Raw genomic sequence first — 17,355 nt, 5'->3', positions numbered from 1 at the left:
AGATGGGGAGACACGGGGACGCGGTGACGCGGAGAAAATGACCAATGACCAATTACCAATTACCAATTACCAATGACCAATGACCAATGACCAATGACCAATTACCAATGACCAATGACCAATGACCAATGACCAATGACCAATTACCAATTACCAATGACCAATTACCAATTACCAATGACCAATTACCAATGACCAAATATATGAATCCAGCCGCAACTACCCCAAAACCTAAATCTTCCCGTCCTCGTCCTAGCGATCGCCGTCAAAAACGCCAAAAAACACGGGTAAGTACCCAGGGACTATACACTAGGGCAATTAGGGATACCTTTGTTAAGCTGCATCCCAAATATGTGATCAAAAATCCTGTCATGTTTCTGGTTTGGGTGGGAACCATCATCACCCTAGCTGCAACGATATATCCCCCACTATTTGGGACAGTTAACCAAAAAAACCCGGCACTTTTCAACGGCTTGATCACAGTGATTTTGTTCTTCACCATTTTGTTTGCCAATTTTGCGGAAGCTGTAGCCGAAGGACGCGGTAAAGCCCAAGCCGATGCTTTACGCTCAACAAAATCACAAACCATCGCCAAAAAAATCGTCGTCGATGGCACAATTACAAAAGTCTCTTCTACCAGCCTCAAACAAGGTGATACTGTCTACGTCGTAGCAGGTGATATCATCCCCGCTGATGGTGAAGTGATTTTGGGTGTTGCTTCCGTGGATGAATCAGCAATTACTGGGGAATCTGCACCAGTTCTCAAAGAATCAGGTTCAGATGTTGCCAGTTCCGTTACTGGTGGTACTCGCATCATCTCCGATGAATTAATTATCCGCATCACCGCTGACCCCGGTAAAGGCTTTATTGACCGGATGATTGCCTTAGTCGAAGGTGCAGAACGCCGCAAAACACCCAATGAAATAGCCTTGACGGTACTACTGGCAGTTCTCAGCCTCGTATTTTTATTTGTGGTCGCGACAATACCTGCCTTTGCTTATTATGCGAACAGTCCAGTCAGTGTACCCACACTAATTGCCCTGTTAGTTGCCCTGATTCCCACAACTATTGGCGGTTTACTCAGCGCTATTGGCATCGCAGGTATGGATCGGGTCGCCCAATTTAACGTTATTGCTACTTCAGGAAGGGCTGTGGAAGCCTGTGGAGATATTAATACTCTTGTATTAGATAAAACAGGTACAATCACTATCGGTAACCGTTTGGCAGAAGCATTTATCCCCATCAACGGTCATACAATGGCCGAAATTGCCAATATCGCTTTAGCCGCTAGTATATTGGACGATACTCCAGAAGGTAAATCTATCATCCGACTAGCAGAAAGATTAGGCGCAAAGTTTGACTTAGACCGCAAAAAATCACAAGGAGTAGAATTTTCCGCCAAAACCCGCATCAGTGGCACTAATTTACCTGGTGGGAGGGAAGTACGGAAAGGCTCAGTTGCAGCAATTAAAGGGTTTGTCGCTTCCCGCAATGGACGCATAGTCCCAGAACTAGATACCGCTTACGAACAAGTTTCCCAGCAAGGAGGTACACCCCTAGCAATTTGCCTAGATAATGAAATTTACGGTGTTATTTATCTCAAAGATATTGTCAAACCTGGTATCCGCGAACGGTTTGACCAAGTGCGGCGAATGGGAGTGCGTACCGTCATGCTGACTGGAGACAACCACATTACTGCTGCTGTCATTGCTAAAGAGGCTGGAGTAGATGAATTCATAGCCGAAGCCACACCAGAAGAGAAAATCAGCGTCATTCAACGGGAACAAGCTGAGGGTAAACTGGTGGCGATGACAGGAGACGGGACAAATGATGCTCCCGCCTTAGCACAAGCGAATGTTGGCGTGGCCATGAATACAGGCACTCAAGCCGCCAAAGAAGCAGCTAATATGGTGGATTTGGACTCTGACCCCACTAAGTTGATTGATATCATTAGTATTGGTAAACAATTGTTGATAACTCGTGGAGCTTTAACGACATTTTCTCTCGCTAATGATATTGCTAAATATTTTGCCATTATCCCAGTGATTTTTACGGCTGCTAATCTAGAAAGCTTGAATATTATGAGGTTAACCAGTGCTAATTCGGCAGTACTGTCGGCACTGATTTATAACGCTTTAATTATTCCGGCTTTGATTCCTTTGGCATTGAAGGGTATACAATTTAAACCTTTAACAGCTAATCAACTTCTGCAACGCAATATCTTGATTTATGGATTAGGTGGTGTGATTGCTCCATTTATTGCTATTAAATTATTAGATATGCTAATTACATTGCTAGGGTTAGCTTAATGTCTGAATCAGGATTTCCAGGATTTAAGGATAAACAAGATTAAAACGCTTATTCTATCACCAATTACCAATCACCAATTACTAAAATTTAATTATGGTATTTATTCAAGAAGCTATCCGAGCCATACGGATGACTCTGTTGCTTTGGTTATTAACAGCAATTATCTATCCTCTGGCAATCCTGGGAATTGGTCAGTTTGCTTTCCCATTTTCAGCCCAAGGTAGCATCATGTTAAACATTGATAATCAACCAATTGGTTCGGCTTTGATTGGTCAAGTTTTTACATCAGAACGATATTTTCAGGGTCGTCCAAGTGCAGTGAGATATAGTCAAGGCAGGAAAGCCAAGCCAACGGGTATATCTGGAGCTAGTAATCTCGCTCCTAGTAATCCAGACCTCACTAATAGGATTCGGGAGCAAGCCACTCAATTCCAAGATGACAATATACAACCGCTGGCAGATTTAATTTACACATCTGGTTCTGGTTTAGATCCCCATATTTCCTTGAAAGCAGCGCGACAGCAGTTAGCAAGAGTAGCGCGGGCAAGAGGCATCCAAGATGATGATATAATACCTTTAATTAATAAGTACACTGATGGCAGGTTTTTAGGAATATTTGGTGAACCCGGAGTAAATATTTTACGTTTAAATTATGCTCTTGATTTACAAGATGTGAACCGTAACCAAAATTAATAATTAGTTTTAACCGAGTACCGTGGGTTTAAATCCCTCGGTTCAATAACCGGCAAGTTTTGGGTCGGGGTCTACTTCTCCGTCACAAAACTTAATTACGTATCCCTAGCTGGACCGTAGGCACTATTACGAATTACGTTGGCGGTAGCCTGCCGTAGGCATTATTACGAATTACGAATTAAGTAGGGTGTTGCAGGTTTTGACATCGGCCAGAGTATGAATTAAACTACTCTTGCAATCTAAATCAAAATCTCTGCCAATGCACCCAACTCGCGTGATCGGTTTAATGAGTGGTACCTCCGTAGATGGCATAGATGCCGCTTTGGTAGAGATTTCTGGTACGGATTTGGATCTAAAAATTGAATTAGTAGCAGGGGAAACATATTCTTACCCCGCTGAACTACAAGAAAAGATTTTGGCAATTTGCGCTGGTGCGGCCATCTCAATGGCAGAATTAGCAGAACTAGATGATGCGATCGCTCTAGCTTTTTCCCAAGCCGCCCAAAATATTCAAATTGGTCATCCACCAGCTACCTTAATCGGCTCCCACGGTCAAACAGTTTACCATCGACCACCGCAGATAAATGGGGAGAAAACTTCTCTCCATCTTTCATTGGGCTATAGTTTGCAACTTGGTCGTGGTGATTTAATTTCGCGCCTTACAGGTATTACTACTATCAGTAATTTCCGTGTGGCTGATATTGCCGCTGGTGGACATGGTGCGCCTCTTGTTCCTAGAGTCGATGCCTATTTGCTGGGTCATCCACAGGAAGGGCGTTGTATTCAAAATATTGGTGGTATTGGTAATGTTGCTTATATACCTGCTCGGTGTGACAACTGGCTCTCTCAAATTCTTGGTTGGGATACAGGCCCTGGAAATAGTTTGTTGGATCTAGCTGTACAACATTTTACAGATGGTGCTAAAAGTTACGATGAAAACGGAACCTGGGCAGCTAGTGGTACTCCCTACCAGCCATTGGTAGAAAAATGGCTCAGTCAAGATTATTTTCATTTACCACCACCTAAATCTACTGGGCGTGAGTTATTTGGTGTCACATACTTCAATAATTGTTTACAAGATGCCCAAGTTTACCAACTCAGCCCCGCAGATGTGTTGGCGACAATTACAGAACTGACCGCAGCTTCAATTGTTCACAGTTATCGAACCTTTCTACCACAAATGCCACAAAGAGTATTATTATGTGGCGGTGGTAGTCGAAATCTTTATTTAAAACATCGGTTAGAGTTGTTATTGGCATCAATTCCAGTTTTAACTACAGATGATGTCGGCTTAAGTGCGGCTTTTAAAGAAGCGATCGCCTTCGCCGTCTTAGCATACTGGCGACAACTAGGTATTCCTGGTAACTTACCCGCTGCAACTGGAGCGGAACAAGAAGTGCTTTTAGGAGAAGTTCACAGTAATAGTACTGCATGAACAATATCCTTTGCTGATTTATCCTTGGTAGACTATGTTAAATATATATCTCTATTTTTACGTATTGGTTCAACACAAGGACTATATTCGGTGACTCACACTTTTTTATTAGAACCAGGACGCTGGATCATGCAAGGAAGTTGGTTAGAACGTAATGGTATGCCAATCAGCTTTAAGGGCATGACTTTAGTAGTTTGGAATCGTGACAACTGGTTTTCTATGGCCACAAAGTTGGTCTTTCCAGGCAGCGATCGCTCAGAAATATCTTGCCAATATAAAGGAAGACTGCATGATGGCGATCGTCAATATACTTTTTTACTCCAGCACAATCTTTTAGGACAGGTTGAAGGTGAAGGTTGGATTTGTCCAGATACCATCGTACAGCGTTACTGGGTATTGGGCGATCGTGAACGTCGTAGCGGTTTTGAAACCTTACACCAGGTTTCCGATGATAATTACTATCTCACTAGCGGTATCCTAGCAGGTCATTTTTTAACCAGTACAATGGAAGCCAGCCTAGCGCGTCAACCCACATAGGGAACCTGATTCTAGAAAAGTGAATCTTGTCTATTTTTAGTTAATTAAAATTAGCTCAAAGGGCTACAGAATCTCCAGTGTTTGAATTTACCCCAAGAAAAGTAAAAAAAAGACAATTGCACTAGAGATGAGACAGTTAGTTTCTAAGTAATCAGCTGCTAAAGCAAAAAAATATTGACAATATTCAAAACTGTGTGAGTGAATATACTTAAATAGCCGGATAATTCCATTAACACCCTACTGGTTTTTTACTAAAAGAAAGAAAAATGCAAAAATTAGACCTCTATCAAGGTTTAATCCACGATTATTGAACATTGGAGTCGAATTATCTATGTCAGACCCCAACATTGGTCGTTTACTCAGCAAACGCTACCAGCTTCAAGAACTAATTGGGACTGGAGCAATGGGACGGGTGTATCGTGCTAAGGATATTTTGTTGGGAGGTGTACCCGTTGCAATTAAGTTTCTCGCCTTATCCATGCAAAACGAAAAAATGCGTTTGCAAGAACGTTTTGAGCGAGAAGCAAAAACCTGTGCCTTGCTAGGTCAGAAAAGCATTCATATTGTCCGCGTGATGGACTATGGCGTAGATGAAAATAACACTCCATACTACGTAATGGAATACTTGCAAGGACAAAGCCTAAATACTGTAATCCGCAACCAAAATCTACCTATATCTAGATTCCTCAGTATGGCTCGGCAAATTTGTCTGGGCTTACAGTGCGCTCATAATGGTATCCCCGTAGATGGAGTAATCTGCCCAATTATCCATCGTGATATTAAGCCTAGCAATATGCTGGTAATTCAAGATGCCAGTTTTGGGGAATTAGTCAAGGTATTAGACTTTGGCATAGCCAAGTTAATCATGTCGGATAGTGATCAGACGAAATTCTATTTGGGTACTCTCGCTTATTCTTCTCCAGAGCAAATTGAGGGTAAAGAATTAGATAATCGCTCGGATATCTATAGTTTGGGTGTGATGATGTTTGAAATGCTCACAGGTAAAATGCCACTGATGGCGTTGACTCAGACTTTTGGAGCATGGTATCAAACTCATCTGTTTCAAAAACCTCTGTCATTTGCTGAAGTTAATCCTACATTACAAATACCAAAGCCAGTCGAAGATTTGGTGATGAGTTGTTTAGCAAAAAAAGCAAGCGATCGCCCTCAAAGTATTAATGATATCCTCGCTGTCTTAGTAGCCGCAGAACAGGAGGACAAGATACGTAAAAAGAATAGTCAAAATATTCCTTTAGTCAATCAAAGTTTCACAACTCATACCAATATTGAAAAACAGACAAAACCTGAAAAGCGCCTAGCCCCAGCAATTGACAAAACAAACAAAACTGAACTGCGAATATCCCCCATCAGCGATGAGATTGCTCGTCTGGCTTCTTGGCCTTCAAATAAACCAATCGCTGATATTTTTTTTCCCCAAACTATCTATAATCATGGCGAAGCTTTACCAGCCTTGTGGGTAATGCTACCTGAACAAGAAATTCGCAAGCGCTTAGTCTGTACCCGCTACAATCAATTTCTTTTCATTTCCCTTCCTCACCCAATGCTGTTGTGGATTACAGTCATCTATAACCGCAAACATGGAGCTAAATGGTTACCTTACTACATTAATCTCAAAACCACCTTTGGCCAGGAGATCGTCCGCTTACTGCAATATACAGGTAATTATCGCTTGCTATTCTTTGCACGAGAGAGACCCAGTCGCTGTACTCATGTTCTACCTTCCAATATTGCTTCCATTCAATGTGAGCGACTGCAAGAGTGGCTGCAAATGAGCAAGATATTGGCATCATCTGGGGACGCACAATACAGTAAGGAGTTACTCAAAAAAGAGTATGAAAAGATTAAACCGCTAATCCTAGCCAAGCTGGAAGCAATGGATACCGATTCACCATTTGACCTGTCTGGTTAAAGTTAATTTCATTATGTTACAAAAAATATATGTATTTTTATAGCACTTAATCCTAAAAAGTAAACTTTTATAAACAAAATATCTCTAGATTGGGAAATTATAGTTATATAAAACTTGGAAGCGAAGAATAGTAAATATCTAATCCAGTATGAGTCCAGTATAGAAGCTGGAAATTTATACTAGAGATGTACAGACACTTAATGTATAAAAGGTCGTAAAAGTTTATTTAGCCAAATCATATGATTGTGGCTGGGTCAAATGGGCCAATCGAATATAAAGGCTAATTATTGATTTGAGTGAACTACTTACAACCGGCTCTATATAAAGACTCGTAAAAGTTTGATGAAAATGCGAATTAATTTACTGAGACAAGTTTCTGGATAAAAGGAAGTTGCGATCGCTGATCGAAGTTGACGCCCCAGCATCCCCAGCTGTTTTCCTCCCTGGAACCTAGCAAGAGAAGGAGGTCGCCCACTGCGACACAAGAATATTTACTCTATGCCATAGTGGAGCCTGGATCTAGTCCCCACTGATGCTTGAGAAGTTCTTTATAGGTTGCCTCCCGCACCACCATTTGCTCATAAAGCCTAACCAAAAAGTCTTGGGCTTGTTCATGGCTCATGTGCTGAACTTGTGTAGCAAATGAGCGGATGTTAAATTGCTGTTCTAAGGAAAGCTCAACTGGTTGATTCATAGTTAAAACCAAAAAACAACGCGTAAAAGTGATATTGCTTACATAAGAGCCAAAGGGATCATGCTTAGGACAGTATATGCCTGACATTTGTTGATCCGTATTAAGAAAGATAACAATTGTTTGACAAAACGCCTAGTTCCCTAAGATTGGTTTTTATGTTGAGATATTTTGCACCTAGAGCTACTAATATACAACTCAAGTCTGATCAGGTGTATTTCGGGTAAATAAACCGATGTTGCAACTCAAGTGGGCTTCAGGACGCTCCCTGGATTGGCTTAATTAACTCAAGTTGCAGTTGAGACTTACAAGGGTGAAAGGTGCAAGATGTCTATTTTCTAGATTATGTAAATTTAGCCTCGTTAGGTAAATTTAGAGGTTAAAGATATTTTTATCAATTTGTAAATAGGAAAAATGCTCAGATTGAACAAAATGCTGAGTATATTTACTGGATTTTTCAAATATTCATGATTGAACCAATGACTGAGAACGAGGAACGGGTATCACTCCCTCATTCCCAATGACAACTTTTGCTGTAATGTCAGATGGAACGAAAGCCGAAAGTCCTAACTACTCAAATCTAGACAGGAGAATTCGCAAACTCCAGAAAAAATTAGCACGTCAAGCCAGGGACTCAAAACGTAGGAACATAACTCGAATTAGAATTGCAAAACTGCACAATCAAATTACCGACACCAGAAAAGACTTCTTGCATAAGCTATCTACCAAAATAGTGAGTGAAAATCAAGCTATTGTTTTGGAGGATTTGAATGTGTCAGGAATGGTTAAAAACCGCAAGCTTTCTAGAGCTATTAGTCAGCAAGGATGGAGAGAATTTAGAACTTTGTGCGAAGGCAAGTCTGAGAAACTTAACCGAGATTTTCACGTTATAAGCCGATGGGAACCCACTAGCCAGGTTTGTTCTGAGTGTGGTTACAAATGGGGCAAACTTGATTTAAAAATTCGGTCAGTTCAGTGTTTAAATTGTGGAACTGAACACGACCGAGACGAGAATGCTGCAAAAAATATAAACAGAGTCGGGATAGGGCATTGCCACGACTATAAATGCACGTCGAGATGGAGTAAAACCACTTCGGTGGTATTTGTCAATGAAGCGTGAAGAATCCCCGTGCGTTCACGCCGGTGAGTATGTCAACCATGAAATTAAGAATTTTCCTCTACAGCGACAAGGACGACGGTAATGTTGTCGTGACCACCTTCTTCCTTAGCAGCTTCAACTAAAGAGAAGGCTACTTTGTCAAGTCTTGGTGTATCTTGGAGGTAGCTAGAAATCTTTTGGTCAACGAGTTCCTCAGTGAGTCCATCACTACATAGCAACAAGCGATCGCCAACTTGTAGTTCTAGTGGTTGCACATCAACATGATGCACGTCTTCACGTCCCAAACAGCGGGATAAAACATGGCGATAGGGATGCAACCTAGCTTCATCGACAGAGAGATCACCAATTTTGATTGCTCTGGCTATCCAAGTATGGTCTTCTGTAATTTGCTCTAGTTGGGAGTCACGAAACCGGTATAGTCGTGAATCGCCAATGTGGGCGCACAGAGGCGGTTCTGGTGAACGAAAAAGTACGACTACAGCCGTTGTCCCCATGTCAGACCGTTCCGGGTGATTTTGCTGATCCTGCAAAATAGCTGCATTAGCTGCCAACAAAGCTTGCTCTAATAATTCTTGTGCAGATTGGGAAGATTGCCAATTGGCTGCCAAATAATTCTGAATTTCTTGGGTAGCAATGCGACTAGCTTCTTCACCTCCTGCATGACCACCCATACCATCAGCAACTATGAAAAATCGCCCTTCTGGGTCTATGTGGTAAGCATCTTGATTATTAGAACGAATAAGTCCCGGATCGGTACAACCGGTAAAGTTAAGTTTCATAAATTTTTTTGGAAACAATTAATACATACGATCATAACGGTCGAGGCGTAAAAGCAGACGAATTAGTATGACTGAGACTGCTGCTGCTATCAAACCAGCCAGAATTGCCAACCATAGTTCATGATTCACTAATAGAATCGTAGCGGAAAGTGTAAATCCACTGATTATTAGAGCGTAGCTTGTTCCTAGTTGAATGTTACTCTGCCTGCGTAGCAATCGTTCTGTTTCTACAGAGCGAACCCGCACGCGAATATCTCCACGTTCTAGTTTATCTAGTGTATCCTCTAATCTTCGTGGTAATCCTAAGGCGGTACTACTGACTTGCGCTGCTTGACGACTTAATTCATTCAAGAAACTATTCCCCTCTGAGCTATTGTTGTCGGTAATCAGCTGCATTGCGTAGGGCTGGGCAACTTCCATAAAATTAAATTCTGGATCTAGTCCCTTGCCTACCCCCTCTAGGGTAGAAAAAGCCCGCATCACAAAGGTAAAAGTTGCAGGAAATCTAAATGGTTGATCGTAAGCTATTTGGTAAAGGTCTTCACTAATAGCGGCAACTGATTGATTTTCAAAGGGCTTATCCATGAAATTGTCCAGCATATACTGGACAGAACGTCGTACAGGCCCCATATCGTCTGTTGGTGCGATCGCACCCAAATCGATGAGAGACTGAACTACACGATCGCCATCTTTTTGAGCGATACCAAACAGGGTTTCCATTAGTCCTTCGCGGACATTGGATTTAATCCGCCCCATCATCCCGAAATCGTAGAAAATCAAAGCTCCATCAGGGCTAACTGCTAAATTACCAGGGTGAGGATCGGCGTGGAAGAAACCATTATTAAGTAGCTGGTGTAAATAAGCTTGAGCGCCATAACGAGCGATCGCTTTTCTATCTACACCCGCAGCTTCTAAAGCTTCATATTGGCTGACTTTAATCCCCGGAACATACTCCAAAGTAATGACTCTAGAGGTGGTATAACGCCAGTAAACCCGTGGCACCTTTACCCAGTCATAAGCGCGAAAGTTGCGGCGAAAAGTATCAGCATTCCGACCTTCATTGAGATAATCGATTTCTTCCCAAAGAATGCGACAACATTCGTCATAAATGCCCATCCAATCTCGTCCCCGTCCCCATTTGGGATGGCCTTGAAAATAACGAGCAATACCCTTGAGAATTTGCAAATCGATTTCAAACAACGTCTTCAGTCCAGGACGCTGCACCTTGACAACTACTGATTCGCCAGAATGCAACACAGCTTTGTGAACTTGCCCCAAACTAGCAGCAGCTAGGGGAATCGGTTCAAAACTCTGGAATAGTTCGGGAATTTTTTTACCAACTTCTTGCTCAATAATCGCTTCTACTTGCTCATAACTGAATGCTGGTACTCTATCTTGTAGCTTAGATAGTTCTTCCACGTATTCACCAGGGAAGATGTCCGCGCGGGTAGAAAACAATTGCCCTACTTTAATAAAAGTCGGACCTAAGTCCAAAAACGTATTTCTAATCCAGATGGCTTGCGCTTTGCGTCTAGCAGCTTGTTTCAATTCAGTCACACCACCAGGGTAACTCCAAGCTTTGTTAAAGCGCCAAAGTTTAAACATCAAGGTCAATACAAAAGACCAAATGTCTATAAAGCGCCTTTTGCTAGAATAGCTTTCACGATTCCAACGGTATGCCTTATCTGAGTAACCTTGTTCCATATTATTTTTCGCGTACCGTTGGTTTTTAATAGAATCTCCAGTAAAAAAAGACACTCTAAGTTCTAAACTTTTTTTCTCAACTTTGAGCAAAAGCCAATGAAGGGTTAACTGGGGACTGGTGATTGGAGACTAGTACCGCTTTCTCGGAATTAAAAATTAAAAAAGCAGATGACACCAGCTTTTTGGGAAATTTTTAATGGTTGGTTGAGTTAAGCCGTTGTGTACTAGTAAAAATTCTGACCAATTACCTTTTTCCCAATTACCCTTTATTTTGAACTGGTGCGATATTTTTGCACTTCAGTTCGCAACAAGGCGATTTCTGCCCGTAATTCATCGATATCTGCTTGCAAGTCACCTGAACCTGAACCAGTGGGAGTAGTACCTGTGGTTGTACCAGTTTGCGCCGCTTCAGCCGCCCGATTAGCTCGTGCTATAACTTCATCTGTAAACTGGCGCAGCTGTTCTCTGGCTTCAGCATCAAATTTGCCCAATTCACTCAAAGCATCGGTCAAAGCGACCTCTACCCGTTCATTAATCACTTCAGCTACTGCTCTGCCTACAAAAAAGGCTTGCACAAGTGGATTACTCATAAATTTTTGTAAAGTTGCTCCGCAAGAAAATTATAGCTTGCCTGGATACGGGAATGCTTCTCTCTGTCAGTTTTGAGTGGGAGCAACTTGCTCAAATCCACATCTAGCAGTTGCTCTCTAGGTTAGAAAACTATACTGAAGGGCTTGAACTATTAAATTCCTGAAACCTTACCACTACCGATAAAATACAACAACGCCATCCGCACCGCTACACCGCTGGTAACTTGCGATTGAATTAAACTAAATTCAGGATCATCCATTAAATCAGAACTAATTTCTACACCCCGGTTAACTGGCCCTGGATGTAAAACTTTAACGTTAGGTTTACAGAGTTTTAACTTGGTGCGCGTAATGCCAAATAGTTGATGATATTCTCTTAAACTTGGTAATAAATGGGCTGTCATCCGTTCTTTTTGTAAACGCAGTGTCATGACAAAATCAGCATTTTCCAAAGCTGGTTCTAGTTGCCAATGGGTAAATAACCGTTGAGAATTTTCTGTGGCTCCTAAATATTCAGCAAAGAATTTAGGTAATAGTGTGGGAGGTGCGGCTAGATGGACTTCTGCACCACTGGCAATTAAACTCCAAATATTAGAACGGGCTACACGAGAATGAAGAATATCCCCAACAATAGCAATTTTTTTACCTGCTAATAGTTCGATGCGGGGTTGGGCAGAGTCAATTAAGCTAGAAATAGTAAATAAGTCAAGTAATCCTTGAGATGGATGTTCATGTTGTCCATCACCAGCATTGAGAACACTCACTTTTACACCTAAACGATCCATTTCTTGGGCGATCGCTTGGGGAACTCCTGCATCCTTATGGCGGATCACCATAATATCAGTTCCCATTGCCAAATAAGTCTTGGCTGTATCCAGAATTGTCTCTCCCTTCGTCATGGAAGATGTAGCCGCAGCAAAATTCAATGTATCTGCACTTAGTCTTTTGGCCGCAATTTCAAAACTGCTACGAGTCCGCGTAGAGGGTTCAAAAAATAAATTTGCTACCACCTGTCCCTGTAAAGTTGGGACTTTCTTTGTGCGTCGTGATAGTACCTCTTGAAACGAGGCCGCTGTTTGCAAAACCGCATTATATTCAGCACTAGTGAAGTCAGCGAGAGAAAGAATGTGATGACGGTTCCAGGTAGTCGTAGGCATAAATAGCTATTAGTTGACGTTGTAGAGAATGATACCGAGTGTTTCTCTACAGCTTGTGAATTTGTATATGTTGTGCCAATGATAACACCTGTGTTCTAGCACTTTTTTTGTGCCATCTGATTCAGTTTAACTAATGTTTCATCACACCAACTAATTAGTGCCTGAGTTACATACAGCTTATAACTAGCAGTTATCAACCAATAGGGAAGATTCGGATTCTCTGTTCCCTTTGCTTTCACGTCTTCAGTAATCCCGACATACTTTTTTAGTAGTTGCTGTTGCAATTCCCGGAATTGTTCTACATGACGAATGTTATCAGCTAGGCTCATTTGCCTACCAAAAAACAATTTTAACAAAATTTCAATTCTGTCTACCTGCGGTTCAATAGGTTCTATTAACCAACGTTGCAATTCTTCAATACCTTTTTCTGTAAGTTGATAAACGTGACGATCTGGTTTACCTACTTGCGTTTGTATAGATTGAGTCGCTAATCCTTCCGCAACAAAACGTTTAAGAATAGGATAAATCTGTCCGTAACTCTCACTCCAGAAGTTGCTGGTGCTAAGTTCAATCTTTTTTTTGATGTCATAACCCGACAAAGGTCCAAAACTTAAGATTCCTAGAATCGCGTATTTACTTTTATTTTCTCTTGACATTATCTTTATCAGAGATATATCTTTAAGATATAGTTGGGTATAGAGTTATCACACTGTAACAAAGTTTAAGGCAGGAGGCAGAGGGCAGAAGGCAGAAGGGAAGAGAGTTTGAGCTAAATTTACTTTTCGTTACATACTTCTGTTTTTTTGTGCCTTCCTACTTAGTCTTCTATCAATTCACTTACAGCAGGAGTCAGGAGTAAAACTGGCTTGCTGTCTAGGTTTCAATTTTGATTCTGTACCTCATTGATCTGCAATCTGCTGTAACTCTATTTAACTATTTTGAGATGGATATCTTCTATCAATTCACTTAATTAAAGCTACCAACGAATTCCCGCGTCTGTGCGTCTGTCCATTTGTATCAATCTTCAAGTGAAACGATATTACCCGTCCACGTCATTGTAAATAACAACAAGGAAAATATGAAAGCATTTGTAACTGGTAGCACTGGATTACTAGGTAATAATTTGGTGCGTTTATTAGTTGAAAAAGGCTATACAGTAAAAGCTTTAGTTCGTTCTCCAGAAAAAGCAGCTAAACTTTTTCAGGGCTTAGATATCGAGTTAATTCAAGGTGATATGTTGGATGTTGATAGCTTTGCATCAAAATTAGCAGGATGTGATATTTTATTTCATACAGCCGCTTATTTTCGAGAATACTATCAACCGGGTAATCACTGGCAAATACTTAAAGATATTAATGTCAAAGGGACGATTAAGTTATTGAATACTGCTGAAAATCATGGCATTAAAAAAGTTATATATGTGAGTTCATCAGGTCCATTGGGAATGAAATTTCCTGGTGTTCCAGGTGATGAAAATACACCAAATAATTCCCTAGCCATGACCAATCTTTACTTTAAAAGCAAAGTGTTAGCTGAAGAAGAAATTTATAAATTTTTACAACAGCATTCATTACCAGTTGTTTTAATTTTACCAGGTTGGATGTTTGCTCCCAGAGACACTGCACCGACAAACAGCGGACAGTTAGTGCAGGATTATATGAAACGAAAAATTCCGGGGATTATTGACGGTGGTGCTTGTATAGTTGATGCCCGTGATGTTGCACAGGCAATGATTAATGCAGTAGAAAAGGGTAAAAGTGGTGAGCGCTATATTGTCGCTGGAAAATATTCTACTTTAGAAAATATTTTCTACAACTTAGCCAAAGTTAGCGGTGTTCCTGCGCCTAAACTGCGACTTCCCTATCAATTGACAGTGATTTTAGCTTGGTTTTCTGATAATTACGCGAAATTCACAGGGACAAAATCAGTAATTCCTCTAGAAGGCATTAAAATTATGCACGACAAGATAGAATTGTCGTCAACAAAAGCCATTAAAGAACTAGGTGTAAATTTCCGTCCTTTCCAAGAAACCCTGCATGATGTAGTTAATTGGTATCGCCAACAAGGTATTATTAAATAATTTAAATAACCTTAAGTTGCTAGTTAGGAAATAGCCAAAAAGCAAGAAGCAAGAACATGAGCAATTACCAGCCTAAACTAGATAAAAAATAACCTGTGTAGGCTGATAGCTGAATTTAAGGTTGTAAATTAAATACCTTTAAAGCAATAGAAATCATACTGAGAAAGGTTAAAAAGCCAATTGTATCAAGGAGTGTTGTCACTAACGGACCACTCATTAAAGCTGGATCTAGTTTGAGATGCCTCAAACCCATTGGTAGCAAAGTTCCCAGAGTAACAGCTACCATTGTATTTGTGGCCATAACTACCCCTGCAATCAAAGCTACCCATCGTTCTTCGGGTTTAGCCCAAATCAAGGAAAGGAAAATCATTGTCATCCCCAAAGCTAAGGCAGTTCCTAAACCGGCTAAAAGTTCTTTGCGGAGAATTTTTGGAGTATCTTCGGGTGTGACTTCACCCACACCTAAACCGCGAATGGTGACTGTGAGGGCTTGTATACCTACAGTTCCGCCTGTGTTAGAAAATATGGGCATGATCACAGCGAGGACTGGTACAGCAGCAATGACTTGTTGAAAGGGAGCGATCGCACTGGCAGCACCAATATACAATGCCATAATCCCCAATAGCCAAGGCAACCGTTTCCGAATCGTGATGTGTGCGGGAGATAAAGCTTCTTCATCACCACTTACCCCTGCCAATTTTTGGATATCTTCTGTGGCTTCTTCTTCTAAAATATCGACGACATCATCAATCGTAATAATACCGACTAATCTATCTTCCCTGTCAACTACAGGCATAGCGATTAAGTCATAACGCTGCATAATGCGGGCGACTTCTTCCTGTGAGGTTTCTGTTCTGACTTTGACAACGTGGGAACTAGCAATATCTTTAATTAAGACATCGGGAAAAGTAAATAATAGCTGACGCAGAGAAACAACACTGACTAAAGTGCGGTTATCATCTGTGACGTAGGCGTAATAAATTGTTTCCTTATCTTCGTCTTGAAGGCGGATTTTACTTAAGGCTTCACCTACAGTTAATCCTCGTCGCAACCGCACATATTCAGTTGTCATTACCCGCCCAGCAGTTCCTTCTGCATAGCCGAGAATTGTGGCTGTGGCTTGTCTTTGTTCTGGACTGAGTTGTTGTAATAGCCGTTTAACTACTCCTGCTGGTAGTTCATCAAATAATTCTGCTCTTTCATCAGGACTCATTTCTTCCACCAGATGCACCACTTGGACATCATGGAGAGAATTAATTAGTTCTTCTTGTACTTCTGTAGGTAGATATTCAAATACATCTATTGCTTGATCTTTGTTGAGCAGACGAAATGCGATCGCGCGCTGTTTTTCAGGTAATTGTGAGATGTATTCCCCCACATCCACAGGTTGTAAACAGTTTAAATCACATTTCAATTGGTTTAAGTCAGCAATGTCTAAGGAATTGCGAACGTCTTGTGTCAGCATTATAAATACCTCCTATAGTCTCCCCCACGCTGGGAGACTAACTCGCCAGCTTAGAGGAGGTTGCTACTGCCATCTGGTGGACATTTGTCCATAAAATCTCAAGAACTCAATATCGATAATTTAATCAAAGCATTGTCAGTTTATCATCCTAACCCAGAATGGTTTTCTCGGATAGATGTCTGGTACTAATACCTCTGCTAGTAGTACTTTACACGAGAACGGATTTTGCTACCTTGATTTCTGTTTAATTTAGAAATTTTACTACTGTATTAATCTGTGTCAAGTCAATCAGCCTATTTACTGACAAACTTCACAGAGTCAACATATTTAGTTTACAAAAATTAGTTTTTTTATTTTTAAATTTCAAGGGTAGAAAGGGGAATATGTTTATCTGTAATCAAGTGGGAATATCAAGACATCTGGTGAAAAATAATGTAGAGCCGAGAATCCCTACCCAGGTCACTTCTCTACAAGGGTTCTAGGATACGCATATTTCATTTCTGGAGATGTCTAAAGACAAAAGCTCAAACAGTTAGTTATGAAAAAAGTTTTTAGATTGGTAAATCCTGTAAACGCTTTTATTGAGATTTTTTAGAAAGGAATATCATCATTATCAGATGTATTATGCGATCCTATATTCATTAAAATTTTACCAAAATAAACAAGAAAATCTTTTAATACTTCTTTTGAATTTATAATCATTTGCCACGTATAGTTAAATTGAAATTCTTGACCCTCATAAAGCACTAAGTAACTGTCGCTGGGGAGCAACGCGATTTTGTGAGGTGGGGCAAAAAAAGTGCGATCGCCAAGTTAAAAACAGGCATCGCTAAAATATTTTTCTGAAATTAATGTTAAATAAAT

At 40.8% G+C, this 17,355-nt stretch carries 15 protein-coding genes; 7 read left to right on the top strand and 8 right to left on the bottom strand.

What is annotated here, in order from left to right; all coding sequences use genetic code 11:
• Positions 1-52: 52 nt before the first annotated feature.
• On the bottom strand, positions 53-199 hold the full coding sequence (locus H6G59_RS24455; protein WP_190719790.1) for a hypothetical protein: 147 nt from the start codon (positions 197-199) through the stop codon (positions 53-55).
• Positions 200-203: 4 nt separating this feature from the next.
• Here H6G59_RS24455 and kdpB point away from each other — a divergent pair, with 4 nt between their 5' ends.
• The 5 genes from kdpB (at position 204) to H6G59_RS24430 (ending at position 6,905) form a co-directional block, all read left to right on the top strand.
• On the top strand, positions 204-2,309 hold the full coding sequence (gene kdpB / locus H6G59_RS24450) for a potassium-transporting ATPase subunit KdpB (RefSeq protein WP_190719872.1): 2,106 nt from the start codon (positions 204-206) through the stop codon (positions 2,307-2,309).
• 94 nt (positions 2,310-2,403) lie between these two features.
• Positions 2,404-3,003, top strand: a complete 600-nt coding sequence (kdpC, locus tag H6G59_RS24445) for a K(+)-transporting ATPase subunit C (protein WP_190719787.1) — start codon at positions 2,404-2,406, stop codon at positions 3,001-3,003.
• Positions 3,004-3,262: 259 nt separating this feature from the next.
• Entirely contained in the window at positions 3,263-4,438 is a 1,176-nt protein-coding gene (locus H6G59_RS24440) for an anhydro-N-acetylmuramic acid kinase (RefSeq protein ID WP_190719785.1), read from the top strand.
• Between the two features lie 90 nt (positions 4,439-4,528).
• Positions 4,529-4,975, top strand: coding sequence for a hypothetical protein (locus tag H6G59_RS24435; protein ID WP_190719782.1), 447 nt, complete (start codon positions 4,529-4,531; stop codon positions 4,973-4,975).
• 331 nt (positions 4,976-5,306) lie between these two features.
• Positions 5,307-6,905 carry a serine/threonine-protein kinase gene (locus tag H6G59_RS24430; RefSeq protein ID WP_190719779.1) on the top strand — a complete coding sequence of 533 codons (1,599 nt, stop codon included), beginning with the start codon at positions 5,307-5,309 and terminating at the stop codon, positions 6,903-6,905.
• A 496-nt stretch (positions 6,906-7,401) separates the two neighbouring features.
• Here the strand turns inward: H6G59_RS24430 and H6G59_RS24425 are convergent, their stop codons facing one another.
• A complete protein-coding gene (locus H6G59_RS24425; RefSeq protein WP_071191267.1) occupies positions 7,402-7,599 on the bottom strand; it encodes an NblA/ycf18 family protein in 198 nt (65 codons plus the stop codon).
• 517 nt (positions 7,600-8,116) lie between these two features.
• On the opposite strand from H6G59_RS24425, the gene H6G59_RS24420 reads away from it, so the two are divergent.
• Positions 8,117-8,716 carry an RNA-guided endonuclease InsQ/TnpB family protein gene (locus H6G59_RS24420; RefSeq protein WP_242038971.1) on the top strand — a complete coding sequence of 200 codons (600 nt, stop codon included), beginning with the start codon at positions 8,117-8,119 and terminating at the stop codon, positions 8,714-8,716.
• Between the two features lie 44 nt (positions 8,717-8,760).
• On the opposite strand, the gene H6G59_RS24415 is transcribed toward H6G59_RS24420, so the two are convergent.
• From H6G59_RS24415 to H6G59_RS24395, 5 genes are all read right to left on the bottom strand, one after another.
• The gene (locus tag H6G59_RS24415) at positions 8,761-9,495 is read right to left on the bottom strand and encodes a Stp1/IreP family PP2C-type Ser/Thr phosphatase (RefSeq protein ID WP_190719776.1); all 735 of its coding nucleotides are present in this window, start codon (positions 9,493-9,495) and stop codon (positions 8,761-8,763) included.
• An 18-nt stretch (positions 9,496-9,513) separates the two neighbouring features.
• Positions 9,514-11,199 (bottom strand): ABC1 kinase family protein, encoded by a 1,686-nt coding sequence (locus tag H6G59_RS24410; RefSeq protein WP_190719773.1) that lies wholly within the window; start codon positions 11,197-11,199, stop codon positions 9,514-9,516.
• A gap of 266 nt (positions 11,200-11,465) precedes the next feature.
• Positions 11,466-11,789: a DUF6825 family protein gene (locus tag H6G59_RS24405; RefSeq protein WP_127052448.1), complete on the bottom strand. Its 324-nt coding sequence runs from the start codon at positions 11,787-11,789 to the stop codon at positions 11,466-11,468.
• Between the two features lie 152 nt (positions 11,790-11,941).
• Positions 11,942-12,946: an aspartate carbamoyltransferase catalytic subunit gene (locus tag H6G59_RS24400; RefSeq protein WP_190719770.1), complete on the bottom strand. Its 1,005-nt coding sequence runs from the start codon at positions 12,944-12,946 to the stop codon at positions 11,942-11,944.
• A gap of 95 nt (positions 12,947-13,041) precedes the next feature.
• Entirely contained in the window at positions 13,042-13,602 is a 561-nt protein-coding gene (locus H6G59_RS24395) for a PadR family transcriptional regulator (RefSeq protein WP_190719767.1), read from the bottom strand.
• A gap of 422 nt (positions 13,603-14,024) precedes the next feature.
• Between H6G59_RS24395 and H6G59_RS24390 the strand changes: the two genes are divergently transcribed.
• Entirely contained in the window at positions 14,025-15,026 is a 1,002-nt protein-coding gene (locus tag H6G59_RS24390) for an SDR family oxidoreductase (RefSeq protein WP_190719764.1), read from the top strand.
• 115 nt (positions 15,027-15,141) lie between these two features.
• Here H6G59_RS24390 and mgtE read toward each other — a convergent pair whose 3' ends face one another.
• A complete protein-coding gene (gene mgtE / locus H6G59_RS24385; RefSeq protein ID WP_190719761.1) occupies positions 15,142-16,491 on the bottom strand; it encodes a magnesium transporter in 1,350 nt (449 codons plus the stop codon).
• Positions 16,492-17,355 lie beyond the last annotated feature (864 nt).

The organism is Anabaena lutea FACHB-196, from assembly GCF_014698305.1.
Taxonomy (GTDB): domain Bacteria; phylum Cyanobacteriota; class Cyanobacteriia; order Cyanobacteriales; family Nostocaceae; genus Anabaena; species Anabaena lutea.
Note: the sequence above shows the minus strand (reverse complement) of the source record. Positions and strands in the feature narration are given on the sequence as shown.

Coding starts and splice junctions, on each gene's coding strand:
- H6G59_RS24405 (WP_127052448.1), bottom strand. CDS start 11,789: ATGAGTAATCCACTTGTGCAAGCCTTTTTTGTAGGCAGAGCAGTAGCT.
- H6G59_RS24390 (WP_190719764.1), top strand. CDS start 14,025: ATGAAAGCATTTGTAACTGGTAGCACTGGATTACTAGGTAATAATTTG.
- H6G59_RS24425 (WP_071191267.1), bottom strand. CDS start 7,599: ATGAATCAACCAGTTGAGCTTTCCTTAGAACAGCAATTTAACATCCGC.
- H6G59_RS24400 (WP_190719770.1), bottom strand. CDS start 12,946: ATGCCTACGACTACCTGGAACCGTCATCACATTCTTTCTCTCGCTGAC.
- kdpB (WP_190719872.1), top strand. CDS start 204: ATGAATCCAGCCGCAACTACCCCAAAACCTAAATCTTCCCGTCCTCGT.
- H6G59_RS24430 (WP_190719779.1), top strand. CDS start 5,307: ATGTCAGACCCCAACATTGGTCGTTTACTCAGCAAACGCTACCAGCTT.
- H6G59_RS24420 (WP_242038971.1), top strand. CDS start 8,117: ATGACAACTTTTGCTGTAATGTCAGATGGAACGAAAGCCGAAAGTCCT.
- kdpC (WP_190719787.1), top strand. CDS start 2,404: ATGGTATTTATTCAAGAAGCTATCCGAGCCATACGGATGACTCTGTTG.
- H6G59_RS24410 (WP_190719773.1), bottom strand. CDS start 11,199: ATGGAACAAGGTTACTCAGATAAGGCATACCGTTGGAATCGTGAAAGC.
- H6G59_RS24440 (WP_190719785.1), top strand. CDS start 3,263: ATGCACCCAACTCGCGTGATCGGTTTAATGAGTGGTACCTCCGTAGAT.
- mgtE (WP_190719761.1), bottom strand. CDS start 16,491: ATGCTGACACAAGACGTTCGCAATTCCTTAGACATTGCTGACTTAAAC.
- H6G59_RS24395 (WP_190719767.1), bottom strand. CDS start 13,602: ATGTCAAGAGAAAATAAAAGTAAATACGCGATTCTAGGAATCTTAAGT.
- H6G59_RS24415 (WP_190719776.1), bottom strand. CDS start 9,495: ATGAAACTTAACTTTACCGGTTGTACCGATCCGGGACTTATTCGTTCT.